The following is a 15,753-nucleotide window of genomic DNA, read 5'->3' on the forward strand; positions in this document are numbered from 1 at the left end:
TCGACTCTATACACTGCGAAGGACTGGTGATATGCAACCATTAAGTGGACCTGGCGCTCCTGGCGCAGCCGATCACCCTCCTACCGCTGGCATTGCGCCCCCTGCCGACGATCAACCGCTCTCCCCGGCCCAACGCACCCAGTTGGAAAAACTGATCGTCAAAATCATGGCCCTCAGCCCAGCCAAATCCGCCGAGATCTGGGTCACGCTGCGTCATGAATTAGGGGCGGATAACCACAGCGAACTGTTGGCACGCCATTTCCAACCGGCGGAACAGCTACTGCAAAACCGCCTTACCGTGGCACAACAGAGCCATGCCAGCCGCCAACTGCTGCAACAGCTCACCGAACTGCTGCCACAAGGCAATAACCGCCAGGCGGTCAGCGACTTTATCCGCCAGCAATTTGGCCATACGGTGTTAAGCCAGCTGAGCCACCCGCAGCTCCAGCAAGTGTTGAACCTGCTGCGGACCGGCGAACTGACAATCCCTCACCCGCAACAAACGGCCACCAGCGATCGTTCGCTGCTGCCTGCGGAACATCAGCACTTGCAGCAGCAGGTCACCAAGCTCAGCGCGGCTACCGGTGAGACAACGGCCAAACTCTGGCAGGCACTGTTCGATCTGGTCGGGGTAAAAATCAACGATCCGTTGCCCGCACGCCACTTTCAACTGCTCAGTCAGTTTATGCAGGTGAAATTGGCGCTCAGCCCGCAAACGGCGCCGACGCTGCAAAACCTGCTGGCGGTATTGAAACAGCCAGCAGACCAGCAGGAGCAGCAACAGCTCAATGACTATTGCCAGAACCGCTTTAACGGCAACCTCAATACGCCGTTGACCCACGCGCAGCTAAACGACGTGATCCAGCAACTGTTTACCCGCCGTCTTGACAAGGCTGGCCACGCTCCGTCATTACACAGTGACGTCCAACAGCCACAACCATTGCTTAACCCGCTAATCGCCGCCCTGCCGCAGCCTTTACAGTCGGTGTTCAGTAAGCCTTTGGCGCTGGTTGTCGGCGTTATCGTATTGGCATTGGTACTTTGGGCGCTGTTTTAACAGCCGCACTCCGGTGCTTTATCCCGCCCCTGCATCGTCCCCTGCTCAACACCGATGGCCACCGGATGGCCATCGCGTAGCCAGAAATCCAGCCCGCCAATCAGCTCTTTGACCCGAAAACCGAGCTTGGCCAACTTGTATGCCCCCTGGGTGGAACCGTTACAGCCGATACCGTCGCAGTAGGTGACATAGACCTTGTCACGATCGAGAGATGAGGTGCTGCTTTCATCCATTAAGCGGTGGGGAAAGCTCAGCGCTCCAGGAATATGCCCGGCGGAGTAAAGCGCGCTGGCACGGGTATCGATCACCACAATCTCGCTGACGCCATTGCGCAAATCTTCCGCCACATCCGCCGAGTCGGCGTAAAAGCTGAGCTTAGCCGCCAGATAATCCAGGCTTTGTGCTACCGCTGCCGGGGGAAAAGCCAATACCAGTGAAGAGACGTTCATAGTGCAACTCCAGTGCCTTAAGGTTGATGACAATAGTGCCTGATTTTGGTCTTATGGTTGAGACCCATTTTGCCAAGGTAATAAGACCGATTATGTCTCAGGTATTGCTGACGCTATTTCAACAGGCGGATAACGCGAAGGGCACGCTACGTGAGCGAGTGTGTAATACGCTACGCACGGCGATCCATAGCGGCACGTTAAGCGCGGGCCAGCGGCTGCCCTCCTCGCGGGTTCTGGCGGCCGATCTGGGCGTCTCACGGGTTACCGCCGAAGCCGCCTATGCGCAGCTTGAAGCCGAGGGATATCTACATCGCCGGGTGGGTCAAGGCACCTCTGTCGCTATCCAGATCGCCAAGCCTGCGCCAATACGCAAATCCAGCGGCCAACTGCGGCTCTCACAGCGCGGTTTGGCGATTGTGCAAACCGGGGGCTGCCGTGATCCACAGCAGCCACTGCCGTTTGCTGCCGGTTCACCGGATCTGCGCGCCTTCCCGCTGAAGCTGTGGCAACAGCTCACTGCCCAACGGTTGCGGCTACAGGGGGAAAAACTGCTGCGTTATGGCGATCCCCAAGGCTACTTGCCGCTGCGTGAAGCCATTGCCGGTTACGTCTGCCAAACCCGAGGCGTGAACTGCGACGCGGAACAGGTGATCGTACTGACCAGCTCCCAACAGGCATTGCAGTTGATTGCCACCTTGCTGATCGATAGCGGAGATGTGGTGTGGGTCGAGGAGCCTGGTTACAACGGAGCCAAGAATGCATTTACCAGCGCGGGAGCTAATCTGGTACCGGTTGCGGTGGATGAGGCCGGGCTACAGCCAGACGGCTCGTTACCTGCCCCTCGCCTGATCTATCTGACGCCTTCGCATCAGTATCCCACCGGCGTGGCACTCAGCCTGGAGCGGCGATTGGCCCTGTTGGAACAGGCGCGGCAATCGCAAAGTTGGATTATTGAGGATGACTACGACAGCGAGTTTCACTATGACGGCCAACCGATGCCCGCCATGCAGGGTCTGGATCGCCACGGCACGGTGCTGTACGTCGGCACCTTCTCCAAAGCGCTGTTCCCTTCGTTACGTCTGGCCTATCTGATTGTGCCCCCCGCGCTGGTCACGTCGTTTACCACCGCACGTTCGGTCTATGACGGCCATTGCGCCCAGTTGGCACAGGCCGTCACGGCAGAGTTTATTCTGCAAGGGCATTTTGCTGCCCACATTCGCTACATGCGCCAACTCTATCGCAGCCGCCGCGATTGGCTACTGACGCAGCTAGCACAGTATCTGGGGCATTTTGCCACACCACAGCACGCGTACGGCGGGCTACAGCTCGGCGTTTGGCTACCGGAGGGCCAAGAGGCAGAACTGACCCGACAGGCGCAACAGCTAGGCGTCATTACCCCCGGTCTGTCCACACAATATCAGAACACCCGCGCCAGACGCGACGGGTGGTTATTGGGGTTCTCCGCCCTTACGCCAGGGGAGATAACGCTGGCCGTCGAGCGGCTGAGTCGAATTAACGCAGTAACAACCACCCCACCAACGTAGCCCAGGCCAGGAACGGTATCGAATAGTAATGGAACCGCAGCCAGATTTGGCGTTCTCCCGCCATCCGCAGGGCGATCAGGTTCGCCAGTGAACCGATCGCCAGACCAAATCCCCCGGCGTTTACCGCATAGGCCACCAAGGCGCTGGAAGGTACATAGTTCAACAACAAAATGGTCGCCGGAACGTTGCTGATCACTTGGGATAACGCGATCCCCAACACATACACGCTGCCGTCCGCCAGCGAGGCAATCTGGTCAAACAACGGCTGCAGCGCTGGCAGTTGGGTCAGCAAGCCAATATTGATAAACATGGCGAGAAATACAAAGATCAGGCTCCAGTCAATCTGCAGCAGCACCTGCCGAGCCAACAGCAGAAAACCGGCAAACACCAGTAACACGCCATACAACGGCACGTCCAAATCCAGACAGATCAGAAAGGCCACATACAGCGCGACACTGGCCAGCAACAGACGCAATTGATAAGGATAAGGTTGGGTGTTTGGGGCTTTAATAATTTTCCGCGCCGGGAAGCTGAACCAGGTGACCACCAGCAGGCTCAGCATCATAAGAATGCCAAACGGTGCCATGCGCCCGATAAACTCCATAAAGGTCAGCGAAGACTTGCTCCACAGCAAAATATTCTGCGGATTGCCAATCGGCGTCAGCAACGACCCGGCGTTAACCGCCAGTGCCTGGAAGATGATCAGGCGGCTGATCGGTAGTGAAGAGAGCTTTTTCAGCGTAATGGTCAACGGAATAACGATAAACAGTGCCACATCGTTGGTGAGAAACGACGACAGCACCGCAGCGGCACACACCAGAAACAGTGCCAGTGAGCGTTCACTTTGCAGGGTGTTCACGATCTGGCGGCCGATAAAATCGAAATAGCCGCTAACCTCAACGCCTTTGGTCAGCAGCATCAACCCCAGCAGGGTCATGATGGTGCGCCAATCGATAAAGCCAGAGAGTGCCCTCAGCGGCTGTGGTCCAATGGCGTACAGCAGCATCCCCATCAGCAGCAACGCATGCAGGAAGCGGTCATGCAAAAATGGCCTCAACAAACTGGTCACCGCATTTGAACTCATGGATTTACTCTTATTTTTCAAGCGAAGACTGGAAAACGACGTTAGCCGAAGCTCTTGAATTACGCCAGTAAAAAAGCACGTTGCCCTTTCCATTTATCGTATTTTGTTTTATACCCGTCGTCTTTCCCTGCTTTTAGGATTTTCTATGGCCAATTCCATTGCCAAAAGGCTGCTGCTCAGCTCGGCGCTGATGCTGCTAGCCGCCTGTAACGATGCCAACACCCGCCCCCAGATCGACATCGAAGGCAAAACCATGGGGACGTTCTATAGCGTGAAGGTCAGCGGCACTGTCACCGAGAGCAAACAACAATTGCAGCAGGAGATCGATGCACTGCTGGAGCAGGCCAAGGACGATATTTCCACCTACCGCCCCGATTCGGTGTTATCCCGCTTCAACCAGAACACCACGGCCGAGCCGCAGCCCATCCCCCGTGGAATGGCCGATATCATCCTCACCGCTCAGCGCATTGGCCGTGATACCGGGGGCGCGATGGATATCACCGTCGGTCCATTGGTTAACCTGTGGGGATTCGGCCCGGACAAGCGGGCCGTCAAAGTCCCCAGCCAGCAGCAAATCGATGCAGCCCGCCAGCATATTGGCCTACAGCATCTGAAATTACTCAGCGACAATCGGGGTGAATGGCTGCAAAAAGATCTGCCGGAAATGTATGTCGATCTCTCTACGCTGGGCGAAGGTTACGGGGTGGATCAGTTGGTCCAGTTAATGGCGCGCAAAGGCATCACCAACTATCTGGTCTCGGTGGGCGGAGCCGTTTCATCACGCGGCGTGAATGGCCAGAACAAGCCTTGGCGGGTGGCGATCCAAAAGCCCACCGACCGGGAAAATGCGGTGCAGGCGCTGGTTGATCTGCAAGGCTATGGCATCAGCACCTCGGGGAGCTACCGTAACTACTTTGAGCAGGACGGTCAGCGCTATTCCCACGTGATCGATCCCGTCACCGGGCGGCCAATCACCCATAAGCTGGTTTCCGCCACGGTCATTGCCCCTACGGCGTTGGAAGCCGATGGTTGGGACACCGGGTTGATGGTGCTGGGCACGGAAAAAGCGCTGAAACTGGCCGAAGAGAAAGGGTTGGCGGTGTATTTGATCAGCAAAACCGATGACGGCTTCAGCGCGGTGATGACGCCGCAGTTTAAGGCGTTTTTGGTGCAGTAAAGAGTTTTGGCTCACGTGTTGTCCCCTCACCCTAACCCTCTCCCACAGGGAGAGGGGACCGTTCGAGTTCGCTATTCGTTACAGCAACTTACCTGACCATGGCACTAATCAACTACCTTTTACCCAGCTAACAGATTGATCACAGCACCTTGCCAGCTCCCTCTCATAAGGAAAGTGGACCGTTCGAGTTCGCTTTTCGTTACAGAAACTTACCTGACCATGGCACTAAATCAACTGCCTTTTACCCTGCTAGCAGATTGATCACGGCACCTTGCCACAACACCGTGCCAGCCGCCTATCCCTGTGGGAGGGGACCGTTCGAGTTCGATATTCGTTACAGAGACTTACCTGACCATGGCACTAATCAACTGCCTTTTACCCTGCTAACAGATTGATCACGGCACCATGCCACAACACCGTGCCAGCGCCCTCTCCCTGTGGGAGGGAACCGTTCGAGTTCGCTATTCATTACAGAAACTTACCTGACCATGGCACTGAACAACGGCCTTTTACCCTGCTAGCAGATTGATCACGGCACCTTGCCACAACACCGTGCCAGCTCCCTCTCCCTGTGGGAGGGGACCGTTCGAGTTCGCTATTCATTACAGAAACTTACCTGACCATGGCACTGAACAACGGCCTTTTACCCAGCTAACAGATTGATCACGGCACCTTGCCACAACACCGTGTCAGCTCCCTCTCCCTGTGGGAGAGGGTTGGGGTGAGGGGTCGATTACTCCACTTTCTCACCAGGTTTTTCATCCTTACGGTGCAGCAGCGAATACACCGCCGGGATCACCAGCATCGATAGCAATGGTGCACTCACCATACCGCCAATCATCGGTGCGGCAATCCGCTGCATCACCTCTGAGCCAGCACCACCGCCCCACATAATCGGCAGTAAACCGGCCATAATGGTCGCCACCGTCATTACCTTCGGCCTGACGCGCAACACCGCCCCTTCGCTAATCGCCGCCATTAGTTGCTGATGACTCAACGGCTGGCCCGGTTGACGATGTTTCGCCAGCGCCTGATTAAGGTACAGCACCATAATTACGCCAAACTCCGCCGCCACCCCGGCAAGGGCAATAAAGCCCACCGCCCCCGCCACCGACAGGTTGTAATCGAGCAGATACAGCAGCCAGACCCCACCTATCAGCGCAAACGGCAGCGTCGCCATGATCAGCAGCGCATCGCTCACGCTGTTGAAGGTGACAAACAGCAGCACAAAGATGATCGCCAGCGTTACCGGCAGCACAATCTTCAACTGGGCGCTGGCGCGTTCCAGATACTCAAACTGCCCGGACCAACTGAGGGAAACCCCGGCTGGCAACTTCACCTGCTGTGCCACCACCTGCTGCATCTCTTCCACCGCCGATTTCAAATCGCGCCCGCGCAGATCGACATAGATCCAATCGGAAAGCCGGGCATTCTCGCTTTTCAGCATTGGTGGCCCCTCGGTGATGCGAATATCCGCCAGTTCTGCCAAAGGTACTTGCCCACCGGTCGCCGTCACCACCGGCAATTCACGCAGCTTTTGCAGCGAATCACGGATCTCCCTTGGGTAACGGACGTTGATCGGATAACGTGCGCGCCCTTCAATGGTTTCAGCGATGTTTTCCCCCCCACCAGCGTAGCAACCACCGATTGCAGCTCTTTCACCGAAACGCCGTAACGCGCCGCACGCTGGCGATCGATATCGATATCCACATAGCGCCCTCCAGCCAGGCGTTCCGCCAGCGCGGAAGTCACACCTAGAACCTGCTTCACCACCTGCTCAATCTGGCTGGCCGCCTGCTCAATATCGGCAATATTGCTGCCGTTGACCTTGATGCCTACCGGGCTTTTGATGCCGGTCGCCAGCATATCCAGACGGTTACGGATCGGCGGCACCCAGACGTTGGCAATGCCGGGCACCTTGACCACGCTGTCCAGTTCGGACACCAGCTTGTCCATCGTCATGCCGGGCCGCCACTGGTCGCGGGGCTTAAAGCGAATGGTGGTTTCCAACATGGTTAGTGGAGCCGGATCGGTTGCCGTCTCCGCCCGCCCGGCCTTGCCAAAGACCGTGTCCACTTCCGGCACGGTTTTGATCAACCTGTCGGTCAATTGCAGCAGCCGTGCCGCCTCACGGGCCGATATCCCCGGCAGGGTCGAAGGCATATACAGCAGATCTCCTTCGTCCAACGGTGGCATAAACTCGCTGCCCAGACGGCTGAGTGGGAATAAGGTCAGCACCAACAGCAGTGCGGAAATCCCCAGGGTGGTTTTAGGCCGTGCCAGCACCGCCGCCAGCAACGGCTGATACATGCGGATCAAGGCGCGATTGATCGGATTGGCATGTTCGTCCGGAATGCGGCCCCGGATAAAATAGCCCATCAGCACCGGCACCAGCGTGATGCCCAACCCCGCCGATACCGCCATCGCATAGGTCTTGGTGAATGCCAGCGGCGCAAACATCCGCCCTTCCTGCGCCTGTAACGAAAACACCGGAATAAACGACAGGGTGATGATCAACAGACTACAGAACAGCGCCGGGCCAACCTCCACCGCCGCCTGCTCTGAGATGTGCCAGTAATCTTTTGAGGTGGGCTGCTGGCCGGGATGGCGTTGCCGCCACTGCTCCAGCACTTTGTGCATGTTTTCGATCATCACAATCGCCGCATCCACCATCGCGCCGATGGCAATGGCGATCCCCCCCAGCGACATGATGTTGGCATTAACGCCCTGGTAATGCATCACCACAAAAGCACCCAGGATCCCCAGCGGCAGAGTCACCATCGCCACCAGTGCCGAACGGAAGTGGGACAGGAATAAAGCGCACACCACCGCGACCACCAGGAACTCTTCCAACAGCTTGAATGACAGCGTATCGATCGCGTTTTCGATCAGTTGCGATCGATCATAAACCGGCACGATCTCCACGCCCGGCGGCAGGGTGTGCTGAAGCTGTTGCAGTTTGGCCTTCAGCGCATTAATGGTTTCCAGCGCATTCTTACCGTAGCGCATGACCACAATACCGCCCGCCACTTCACCTTCACCGTTGAGTTCTGCCACACCACGGCGGATTTCCGGCCCCTCACGTAATTCTGCCACTTGTGACAACAGGATCGGCACACCGTCGCGGGCGGTGATCACCACGTTATTAAAGTCGGCGAGTTTTTTCAGGTAGCCGGAGGTGCGCACCATATACTCAGCCTCCCCCATCTCCAGCAGCGCACCACCGCCTTCCTGGTTGGCATCCTGAATGGCGCTCACCACCTGCTGATGGGTAATATTCAGCGCCCGCATACTTTGCGGATTTAATATCACCTGATATTGCCGCACCATACCGCCAACGCTGGCCACTTCCGCCACGTTAGGCACGGTTTTCAGTTCGAATTTGAGCGTCCAGTCCTGCAAGGCACGCAGATCTGCCAGGCTGTGTTTACCGGTACGATCGACCAGCGCATACTCATAAACCCAGCCAACGCCGGTAGCATCCGGCCCCAGCGCCACTTTGACCTGCGGCGGCAGCGAGGACTGCACCTGGCTGAGTGACTCCAACACCCGCGAACGCGCCCAGTAAGGATCGGTACCATCTTCAAACAGAATGTAGACATAGGCGTCGCCGAACATCGAGAAGCCCCGCACCGTGCTGGCTCCAGGCACCGTCAGCATGGTAGTGGTCAGCGGGTAGGTCACCTGATCTTCGATCACCTGCGGCGCTTTGCCCGGATAGGTCGCCCGGACGATCACCTGCACGTCAGACAGATCGGGCAGCGCATCCAGCGGTGCCTTCTGCAACGCCCATACGCCCCACCCGGCCAGCAGTATCGAAGCCAGTAATACCAACAGGCGATTGCGTATCGACCAGCGGATCACGGAGGCGATCATTGATGGCCTCCTTGCTGCATGATCTGGCTAATGTGCGAGCCATTTTCATCCACGCTAAAGTGGAACATCACCTTGCTGCCGATGCCAATCCCGGCGGGTAAGCCACCCGCAGGCAGGGTGAAATCCATGGTCATCGCGGGCCATTGCAACTCTGCGACCGGATCGTGCGACAGCGTGACGGTATCATTATCCACCGCCTCTACCACGCCCAGCGTCTGATACTGTTTTTCCCCCTCCTGCGCGGCCATCTGTGGCAAGGCGCTGCGCATGCTGGCTTCGGAATCAATCAGGAACTGGCCCGAGGTGACCACCTGTTGCCCAGCTTGCAGACCCTGTTTAATTTCTACCCAACCGTCCTGTGCCAGGCCGGCGACCACGTCAACCGGAGCAAAGTGGCCGTTCCCTTCCGCCACCAGCACCCGGTTACGATCGCCACTGCCGATCAGGGCCTCCTGCGGGATTGCCAGCACTGGCTTGGCCCCGGCGTTTTGCGCCAGTTGCACCTGCAAATACATGCCCGGTTTCAGGCGCTGTTGGGGATTTTTCAGCACGATACGCGCTTTAAAGGTACGGGTAAGCGGATCGACGTTAGGCAGCAGCTCGCTAACCTCCCCGGTAAAGCGTTCACCCGGCCAACTGGCGGAGCTGGCTGCCACTGCATCGCCAACCTGTAACAGCCCGGCCTGCGCCTGCGGGTAATCAATCACCATCCACACCGGATCGAGACTGGCCAGCTCAAACAGGCCCTGCGTCGCGGTGACCTGCATCCCTTCCCGTGCGTCCAGCTTGTTGATAAACCCACTCTCCGGGGCGGTAATGGTAATGCGGGTCTGGGGTTGGCCACTGCGTTCAACCTGGCGAATGATGGCTTCAGGCATAAACTGCAATGCCAGACGCTGGCGGGCGGCAGAGGTCAGTGCGCTATCGCCCAGTTTGCGGATCGCCAGGTATTCCTGCTGTGCAGCACTCCAATCCGGGATCCATAGCTGTGCTAACGCTTGCCCTTTCTTTACCTGCTGCTGGCTGGCACGTACATAGAGTTTATCTATCAGCCCATTGGCCCGGGCGGCAATGACCTGCACGCCGCGTTCATCGGTGGCAACGCTGCCATAGGCATCAAGCTGCAAATTCAATTCACGCAGTTGTGCTGCCGTTGTACGGACGCCCAGATTCTGCTGCTGCCGGGCGCTGATAGTGACACCCCCATCATCCTGCTGCTCATCGGCATAGCGTGGCACCAGTTCCATATCCATAAACGGCGATTTGCCCGGCTTATCAAAACGCTGGCCTGGCACCATCGGATCGTACCAGTACAGCACCTGCCGTTCGGCACCGTCGCTAGCGGGTTGCGCCGCGGTTTTTTCCCCGGCAAACCAGTAACCGCCCATAGCACCGCCCAATAGGGCGGCTAACAGCGTCAGGCTAAAACGCATTTTCATGACTTTGCCTCCTGCACGGTGAGATAACGGATGGCGGCCCACAGCTGAGCCAATTCACGCGCGGCCTTACCGGCGCTAAGGCGGCTGTCGAGCAAGGCTCGGCGCGCCTCCAACACCGAGGAGAGATCGCTTTTGCCACTGCGGTATTGCGCCAGTTGCAGTGCCACACGCTGTTGCTGCAGCGGGATCGCCTGCTGTTGCTGACGCTGCCATTGCGCCTGCGCGGCCTGATACTGCGCCAGCAGGGTATCTAGCTGGGCCTGATGATCGCGGATCAATAACGTCAGTTGGTCGTTGGCCTCCATCGAACGGGAAACGTCAGCGGCATAGTCCTTATCCTGACGTTGGGAGCGGAACAGGGGCAGATCGACGGTAAACATCACACCTGCCATATCCTCATAGCCATCGGCCCGTTTGCCATACGACACCTCTATGCCCACATCCGGAATGGCGGCCACCTCAGACTGCGCCGATCGCGCCTTGGCCACATCGGCCTCACGGCTGGCCTGCACCACCTCTGGATGCTGTTTAATCGCCTGCCGTAACAGGTTGCTCTCGGCGGGCAGGCGCTCGAAGCGTGGCAACGGGCCACCGATCCCCTCCACCTGCTGCCCGGTCAACTGGGTCAATCGCGCCTGGGCGATGGTGACATCACGCTGCGCCTCACTAAGCCGATCCTGCATCGCCAACAGCGTCAAACGAGCATCGATAACGTTAGCGGCGGGCGAACTGCCACTGGCTACTCCGGCATGTTGCGCGGCGATCTGACGCTCACTCTCCTTGAGCAAGGCCGTAGCATCCTTCAGCGTCTGCTGGCTCAACGCCAACTCCAACCAGGCTTGTGCCGTCTGCTGCTGCAAGCGGGCGCGGATCGTCGCACTGCTGGCTTCGGTTTTATTGGCCTCGGCCCGTAGGGTATCCGCCTTACGTTGGCGTTTGGTGCTGCTGACATAATCCTGCATGATGCCAACCCGCTCCATGGTCATCCCCTCACGAGTCAAACGCCGGGCGTTACCGCCTTGTACCGGCACGTTTTCAATGCCGAATTTCAGCTTGGGATCGGGCAATTCCATCGCCGAATCCGCCATGTTTTGCAGCGCGTTCACCTGATGTTGATTGGCCGAAAGCTCGGCGGAATAGCGCTCAGCCGCCGCCAACGATTGCTCCAACGTCAGGCCGGTTGCCTGTGCACTCGCCGTCCAACAGGCGAGCAGCAGCCAGCCCACCCGTAATGGGTGAGAAAGTAGTCTGGACATGGTGCCCCCGTTAGTCTTGGCTGGCGCTGATGGCGGTCAGCTGATAGCCGCCGCCAACCTGACGGAAGCTGAACTCCACCGCAGTCCCGGCAGCCAAGGCAGGCAACGGCGGCTGAGGCTGAAGGAAATTCATGGTCATCGGCGGCCAATTCAAGGCAGGGATGGCAGGATGGGCGAGCGACACTTTCTGCTCACCCCAGGCCTTAACGGTCCCTTTAGAGTGATAGACGGCGGCGTCTTGGCTGGCATGTTGGTGATGTTGCATCTCCGCGGCGGAGACAAATGAAGAGAACATCAGAGAGATGAAAACGGCAGTGATCAGATTACGCATAACGATAGCTCCATAAAATAGACAAAAACAACTCAGGTCGCCGTGCTGGACGGCAAAGCGGTTGGTTTGGCTATTCACGGAAGCGGCAGAAGACGATCTCTGCCGGTGGGCCTGCTATCGGAGGGGTTTGCCAATCGAGGCGTAAGAACTGTGCCTGGGGCTGAGGAGCGGCAACCAACAGCTCGCTGCTGGCAGGTATTACTGCCGCCAGGGCAAGATTACCGTGGTCTTGCTGTGCCGAATCTGGAACGCAGTGCTTTTCACACAGCGGCCCTTCGGCCTGCATCATCTCATTTGCTAGCGGATCGGCGGCCTGCATATGCATCGTATGCTGCGCGGCTGGCGCAACGGTGGTGAGTTGCAGGTCACAGTGATGGCTGGCAATCGCCAGTTGGCTGTTGAGCAGTAGCCAGCAGACGGCCAATAGCCATGCTGCGGCCCGCTTCTTGGCGAAGCGCAACCGATGCATAGATATTGAGATGGACGCCAAAGCCGACATGCAAAAATTCCAGATGAAGAAACTGCGCTGAGTATATCGGCAGAAAACCGCCGCAGGAACGGAATTTACACCCGCTGACAAAGCCACCTCGGAACGATCCTGTAAACTGGAAATGCTTTGATTTCAGTCAACTACACATCTTAAAAATCCCGCTAATCATAGCAAAAAACCGGCTTTCGCCGGTTTACGTATTAATTTAGCCCCAAGGTCCACTGGGCTATTTTGAAGTAGATGATCAAGCCGGTGCCGTCTATCAGCGTGGTGATAAACGGGGCGGAGACTACGGCAGGATCCACACCGAAGCGTTTCAGTGCCATTGGGATCACGGAAGAGACAATCGCGGCCCACAGCGTAATACAAACCAGGGTCAAGCTCACGATGAGCGTAATCTCATAGCCGATCCCCATCATCCAACCACGGAACGCGCCAGCACAGGCCAACGTTAATGCGATCATGACCGAGGTCGTCATTTCCTTGCGTAGCACGCGCCCCACATCGCGCATGCGGACCTCTCCCAAGGCCATGGCCCGCACAATGGTGGAGGTGATTTGCGTACCGCTGTTACCACCTGTCCCCACCAATAGTGGGATAAAGAAGGCCAGGGCAATCGCCGCTTCCAATGACTCTTCAAAATGCTGAATAACCGTACTGGTATAAGCTTCAGCGACGAACAGCAACAGCAGCCACACGCTACGTTTTTTCCACAGCTCGAAGGAGGTCATTTCAAGGTAAGGCTTATCCAACGGCAGGCTTGCCCCTTGCATATGGGCATCCTCGGTGTTTTCATCCTCAATAATCTGCGCTATTTCGCGCTCCGTTAAGCAGCCAACCAAGCGGCCATTATCGACCACCGCCACAATATCTAAATTATTATTGTCCACCAGTTTAGCGATATGTTCACGTTCGTCCGTGGGTTTTACATGGAAGAAGGTGGTTTCCATCATATCCTTGATACGCTCGCCATTATGTTCTTCCTGCAATAAGCGTTTAACAGAAAGTACACCCACCAGTTTAGTGCCATCTTCAATAAAGATTTGTGCGGGAATATCGTCGTTGGAAAGTTGATTAACGAATATTTTCCTGGCTTCGCCAACGTAAAGATCTTGATGCAGAACAAAGACTTTTTTGTTCATATAACGCGCGATGGCGTCGTCTTCAAAGTTGGCATTTTGGTAAAGGTCTTGCAATACAACATGTGACATTCTAGATACTCCCGATTGAAAGATGGAGTCTCATAGAGGCGACAAGACAGGACAGCGAAAGCCGATCCCCACGTCTTGGGTTTAGCACTATACAACGTATCCCCAGAGGGAAGTTACCTTAGCAATGCCTTGATTCGGCTAATGCTTGTTTTACCCTTGGTGGCCTCTCTCGATGCCATTAGAGCGGTAACTTGTGTTCGTATAGGAGCCTCGCCATAACGAGATCGTAAAGCTAGATAAAGCGTGGGCATTATGACTGGTTTGGTTATTCGTATCGGGAAAAGGGGTATTTTGTTGAGGTGTTATTTATTATTCGGGCCAAAAAATAACCGGATTAATTTATTATCCTTTCAGGCCACGGCTAAATTAAACGAAAAACCACCCGCTGTTTAAGTTATCTGCTGTCATTTTTTTGATCTGCGAAACCTTAATTCGTACTGATGTAGGGTATAGCTTTTAAAACGCAAAAAAAATCGGGCACCTATTACGGTGCCCGATTGATAATATGATGCTCTGCGCTTACTTCTGCAGTTTACGCATTACCAGCGTGGCGTTGGTGCCGCCGAAACCGAAGCTGTTGGACATGACCGTGGTCAGCTCACGCTTGGTTGGCTCGGTCACGATGTTCATGCCAGCCGCCTTCTCATCGAGGTTATCGATGTTAATGCTTGGCGCAATGAAGCCGTGCTCGACCATCAGCAGGCTATAAATCGCTTCCTGCACGCCCGCCGCACCCAGTGAGTGGCCGGTCATGGCTTTGGTTGAAGAGATAGCCGGGGTGTTATCGCCAAAGACTTCACGGATCGCGCCCAGTTCTTTCACGTCGCCGACCGGCGTAGAGGTGCCGTGTACGTTCATGTAGTCGATTGGGGTGTCTACGCCCTGCATTGCCATCTTCATGCAACGCACTGCGCCTTCACCCGATGGAGCCACCATGTCGGCACCGTCTGAAGTGGCACCGTAACCGATGATTTCCGCATAGATATGTGCGCCGCGAGCCAGAGCATGCTCCAACTCCTCAACCACGACCATGCCGCCGCCGCCTGCGATAACGAAACCGTCACGCGCTGCATCATAGGTACGGGAAGCTTTTTCTGGCGTGTCGTTATAGCTGGTAGACAGCGCGCCCATGGCGTCGAATTCGCAGGCCATTTCCCAGCACAGCTCTTCACCACCGCCAGCAAAGACGACGTCTTGTTTACCCAGTTGGATCAGCTCAACGGCGTGGCCGATACAGTGTGCTGAAGTTGCGCAGGCAGAGCTGATGGAGTAGTTCACGCCGCGAATTTTGAATGGGGTAGCCAGGCAGGCAGAAACGCCTGATGCCATCGCCTTGGTCACCATGTATGGGCCAACGCCACGCAGGCCTTTGGCGCGCATACCGTCAGAACCCGCCACCTGGTTACGTGGAGAACCACCACCGGAACCGACCACCAGACCGGTGCGATCGTTGGAAACCTGATCGGCTGCCAGGCCGGAATCTTGAATCGCTTGTTCCATGGAGAGATAGGCGTAAACCGACGCGTCGCTCATAAAGCGCATCACTTTACGGTCAATCAGACCGGTAGTGTCGAGTTTAACATCACCCCATACGTGACTACGCATGCCGGAATCTTTCAGCTCCTGAGAGAAGGTGATCCCAGAGCGGCCTTCCTGCAGACTTGCCAGGACCTCCTGCTGGTTGTTACCAATGCTGGAGACGATTCCCAGGCCAGTAATCACTGCACGTTTCATTCAAGTACCTCTTCCACAATTTACATTCGGGATTTTGCATCGCACTTTAGCGTACAGATGTACGCCGAACAAGTCCGATCAGAATAATTTTGCATTATCTTTACC

At 56.5% G+C, this 15,753-nt stretch carries 11 protein-coding genes, 1 pseudogene and 1 riboswitch; of the genes and pseudogenes, 3 read left to right on the forward strand and 9 right to left on the reverse strand.

Annotated features, from left to right (window positions below):
- The first annotated feature begins 31 nt into the window (after nt 1-31).
- The gene (gene flk / locus N6G83_RS25860; protein ID WP_211136247.1) at nt 32-1,057 is read left to right on the forward strand and encodes a flagella biosynthesis regulator Flk; all 1,026 of its coding nucleotides are present in this window, start codon (nt 32-34) and stop codon (nt 1,055-1,057) included.
- Here the strand turns inward: flk and N6G83_RS25865 are convergent.
- The gene (locus tag N6G83_RS25865; protein ID WP_024530640.1) at nt 1,054-1,506 is read right to left on the reverse strand and encodes a rhodanese-like domain-containing protein; all 453 of its coding nucleotides are present in this window, start codon (nt 1,504-1,506) and stop codon (nt 1,054-1,056) included. The genes flk and N6G83_RS25865 overlap by 4 nt on opposite strands.
- A 92-nt stretch (nt 1,507-1,598) precedes the next feature.
- On the opposite strand from N6G83_RS25865, the gene N6G83_RS25870 reads away from it, so the two are divergent.
- Nucleotides 1,599-3,050, forward strand: a complete 1,452-nt coding sequence (locus N6G83_RS25870) for a PLP-dependent aminotransferase family protein (RefSeq protein ID WP_409529724.1) — start codon at nt 1,599-1,601, stop codon at nt 3,048-3,050.
- On the opposite strand, the gene N6G83_RS25875 is transcribed toward N6G83_RS25870, so the two are convergent.
- Complete coding sequence (locus N6G83_RS25875) at nt 3,019-4,134, reverse strand: SLC13 family permease (protein WP_211136249.1); 1,116 nt, start codon at nt 4,132-4,134, stop codon at nt 3,019-3,021. The two genes, N6G83_RS25870 and N6G83_RS25875, sit on opposite strands and share 32 nt — an antisense overlap.
- 145 nt (nt 4,135-4,279) lie before the next feature.
- Here N6G83_RS25875 and apbE point away from each other — a divergent pair, with 145 nt between their 5' ends.
- A complete protein-coding gene (apbE, locus tag N6G83_RS25880; RefSeq protein WP_211136250.1) occupies nt 4,280-5,311 on the forward strand; it encodes an FAD:protein FMN transferase ApbE in 1,032 nt (343 codons plus the stop codon).
- A gap of 733 nt (nt 5,312-6,044) precedes the next feature.
- Here apbE and N6G83_RS25885 read toward each other — a convergent pair.
- From N6G83_RS25885 to fabB, 7 genes and pseudogenes are all read right to left on the reverse strand, one after another.
- A pseudogene (locus N6G83_RS25885) lies at nt 6,045-9,187 on the reverse strand (efflux RND transporter permease subunit).
- Nucleotides 9,184-10,626, reverse strand: a complete 1,443-nt coding sequence (locus N6G83_RS25890) for an efflux RND transporter periplasmic adaptor subunit (protein WP_211136605.1) — start codon at nt 10,624-10,626, stop codon at nt 9,184-9,186. Before N6G83_RS25890 ends, N6G83_RS25885 begins: the two are co-directional and overlap by 4 nt.
- On the reverse strand, nt 10,623-11,882 hold the full coding sequence (locus N6G83_RS25895; RefSeq protein ID WP_074032203.1) for a TolC family protein: 1,260 nt from the start codon (nt 11,880-11,882) through the stop codon (nt 10,623-10,625). Before N6G83_RS25895 ends, N6G83_RS25890 begins: the two co-directional genes overlap by 4 nt.
- Nucleotides 11,883-11,892: 10 nt before the next feature.
- On the reverse strand, nt 11,893-12,213 hold the full coding sequence (locus N6G83_RS25900; protein WP_024531287.1) for a copper-binding protein: 321 nt from the start codon (nt 12,211-12,213) through the stop codon (nt 11,893-11,895).
- A gap of 70 nt (nt 12,214-12,283) precedes the next feature.
- Entirely contained in the window at nt 12,284-12,712 is a 429-nt protein-coding gene (locus N6G83_RS25905; protein WP_199062911.1) for a hypothetical protein, read from the reverse strand.
- Nucleotides 12,713-12,903: 191 nt separating this feature from the next.
- Nucleotides 12,904-13,914 carry a magnesium transporter gene (locus N6G83_RS25910; RefSeq protein WP_024531285.1) on the reverse strand — a complete coding sequence of 337 codons (1,011 nt, stop codon included), beginning with the start codon at nt 13,912-13,914 and terminating at the stop codon, nt 12,904-12,906.
- 59 nt (nt 13,915-13,973) lie between these two features.
- A riboswitch (M-box (ykoK) riboswitch) is annotated at nt 13,974-14,144 on the reverse strand.
- A gap of 289 nt (nt 14,145-14,433) precedes the next feature.
- Nucleotides 14,434-15,648 carry a beta-ketoacyl-ACP synthase I gene (gene fabB / locus N6G83_RS25915; protein WP_021806051.1) on the reverse strand — a complete coding sequence of 405 codons (1,215 nt, stop codon included), beginning with the start codon at nt 15,646-15,648 and terminating at the stop codon, nt 14,434-14,436.
- Nucleotides 15,649-15,753: the final 105 nt, after the last annotated feature.

The sequence above is a fragment of the Serratia sp. PL7 genome (assembly GCF_945957435.1).